Annotated in this window: 2 protein-coding genes; both read left to right on the top strand. The window is 70.5% G+C overall.

Annotation, left to right across the window (positions count from 1 at the left end; translation table 11 throughout):
- Window positions 1-1,772, top strand: a 1,772-nt coding sequence (locus ACFQ87_RS45480; protein ID WP_380616923.1) for a 2-oxoacid:acceptor oxidoreductase subunit alpha, incomplete at its 5' end; no start/stop codon positions are given.
- A 73-nt stretch (window positions 1,773-1,845) separates the two neighbouring features.
- On the top strand, window positions 1,846-2,784 hold a 939-nt coding region (locus ACFQ87_RS45475; protein WP_380616922.1), incomplete at its 3' end, for a 2-oxoacid:ferredoxin oxidoreductase subunit beta.

The following is a 2,784-nucleotide window of genomic DNA, read 5'->3' as shown; positions in this document are numbered from 1 at the left end:
CTTCGGAGACGGCCACCTTCGGCAACGACCTCTCCACGCTGCCGAACTTCCCGGCCGAGATCCGGGCCCCCGCCGGCACCCTGCCGGGCGTCTCGTCCTTCCAACTGCACTTCGCCGACCACGACATCCTCACCCCGGGCGACGCCCCGAACGTACTGGTGGCGATGAACCCGGCGGCCCTGAAGGCGAACGTGCCCGACCTGCCGCGCGGTGCGGAGATCATCGTCAACACCGACGAGTTCACCAAGCGCGCGCTGTCCAAGGTCGGCTACGCGGCCGACCCGCTGGGCGACGGCTCGCTGGACGGCTTCCACCTGCACAAGGTGCCGCTCACCACGCTGACCCTGGAGGCGCTCAAGGACAGCGGGCTGGCCCGCAAGGACGCCGAGCGGGCGAAGAACATGTTCGCGCTGGGCCTGCTGTCCTGGATGTACCACCGGCCCACCCACGGCACCGAGACCTTCCTGCGCAGCAAGTTCGCCAAGAAGCCGGAGATCGCCGAGGCCAACATCAGCGCCTTCCGGGCGGGCTGGAACTTCGGCGAGACCACCGAGTCCTTCGCGGTCTCCTACGAGGTGCCGCCGGCCAAGCTCCCCGCCGGGCGCTACCGCAACATCTCCGGCAACCTCGCCCTGTCGTACGGGCTGGTGGCCGCCGCGCAGCGTTCCGGCCTGCCGCTCTACCTGGGCTCGTACCCGATCACCCCGGCCTCGGACATCCTGCACGAGCTGTCCAAGCACAAGAACTTCGGGGTGCGCACCTTCCAGGCCGAGGACGAGATCGCCGGCATCGGCGCGGCGCTCGGCGCGGCCTTCGGCGGGGCGCTCGGCGTGACCACCACCTCCGGGCCCGGTGTCGCGCTCAAGTCCGAGACCATCGGGCTGGCCGTCTCGCTCGAACTGCCGCTGCTGATCGTGGACATCCAGCGCGGCGGCCCGTCCACCGGCCTGCCGACCAAGACCGAGCAGGCCGACCTGCTGCAGGCCATGTTCGGCCGCAACGGCGAGGCCCCGGTGCCGATCGTCGCCCCGGCCACGCCCGCAGAGTGCTTCGACGCCGCGCTGGAGGCGGCCCGGATCGCGGTGACCTACCGGACCCCGGTGTTCCTGCTCTCGGACGGCTACCTGGCCAACGGCTCCGAGCCCTGGCGGATCCCGGCCGTCGACGAACTGCCGGAGATCGACCCGCAGTTCGCCACCAGCCCGAACCGCGAGGACGGCGCCTTCTGGCCCTACCTGCGCGACCCGCACACCCTCGCCCGGCCGTGGGCGGTGCCGGGCACCCCGGGCCTGGAACACCGGGTCGGCGGCATCGAGAAGCAGGACGGCACCGGCAACATCTCCTACGACCCGGCCAACCACGACTTCATGGTCCGCACCCGGCAGGCCAAGGTGGACGGCATCACGGTCAAGCCGGTGGAGGTCGACGACCCGACCGGCGACGCCCGGGTGCTGGTCCTCGGCTGGGGCTCGACGTACGGCCCGATCACCGCGGCGGTGCGCCGGGTGCGCGCGGACGGCGGCGAGATCGCCCAGGCACACCTGCGCAACCTCAACCCCTTCCCGGCCAACCTCGGCTCGGTGCTGCGCAGTTACGAGAAGGTCGTCGTGCCCGAGATGAACCTCGGGCAGCTCGCGCTGCTGCTGCGGGCGAAGTACCTGGTGGACGCCGAGTCCTACAACCAGGTGCGCGGACTGCCGTTCAAAGCGGCGCAGTTGGCGGACGTGCTGTGGGCGGCGATCGGCACCCTGGACGAGGAGGACCACCGATGAGCGAGCGGAGCGAGCGAATCATCAAGAGGCGCGTGTGGGCGAATGCCCCTGCCGAGCGTAGCGAGGTGGGCGCATGAGTGAGAACGGATTCCCGTCCCTGCGGCTGGTGCCCAAGGCCGAAGGGCCGCAGAGCGCCCGGGACTTCAAGACCGACCAGGAAGTGCGCTGGTGCCCAGGCTGCGGGGACTACGCGATCCTGGCGGCGGTGCAGGGCTTCATGCCGGAGCTCGGCATCAAACGCGAGAACACCGTGTTCGTCTCCGGCATCGGCTGCTCCTCGCGCTTCCCGTACTACATGAACACCTACGGGGTGCACTCGATCCACGGCCGGGCGCCGGCGATCGCCACCGGGCTGGCCTCGTCCCGGCGGGATCTGAGCGTCTGGGTGGTGACCGGTGACGGCGACGCGCTGTCGATCGGCGGCAACCACCTGATCCACGCCCTGCGGCGGAACGTCAATCTGAAGATCCTGCTGTTCAACAATCGGATCTACGGCCTCACCAAGGGCCAGTACTCGCCGACCAGCGAACTCGGCAAGATCACCAAGTCCACCCCGATGGGCTCGCTGGACGCGCCGTTCAACCCGCTGTCGCTGGCGATCGGCGCGGAGGCCTCCTTCGTGGCGCGCACCATCGACTCGGACCGCCAGCACCTGCAGTCGGTGCTGCGGGCGGCGGCCGAGCACGAGGGCACGGCGCTGGTGGAGATCTACCAGAACTGCAACATCTTCAACGACGGCGCCTTCGAGGTTCTGAAGGAGCCCGGTACGCGCGACGAGGCGCTGATCCGGCTGGAGCACGGCCAGCCGATCCGCTTCGGCGCCGAGGCGGCCAACGGCGTCTTCCGGGGGCCGGACGGCGAGCTGTTCACCGCCCCGGTCACGGCGGACAACGAGGCGCGGGTGCTGGTGCACGACGCCCACGCGGCGAGCCCCGCCACCGCCTTCGCGCTCTCCCGGATCGCCGACGCGGACACCCTGCACCACACGCCGATCGGCGTGCTGCGGAACGTC

Origin of the sequence: Kitasatospora sp. NPDC056531 (assembly GCF_042794375.1) — a bacterium.
GTDB lineage: Bacteria > Actinomycetota > Actinomycetes > Streptomycetales > Streptomycetaceae > Kitasatospora.
Note: the sequence above shows the minus strand (reverse complement) of the source record. Positions and strands in the feature narration are given on the sequence as shown.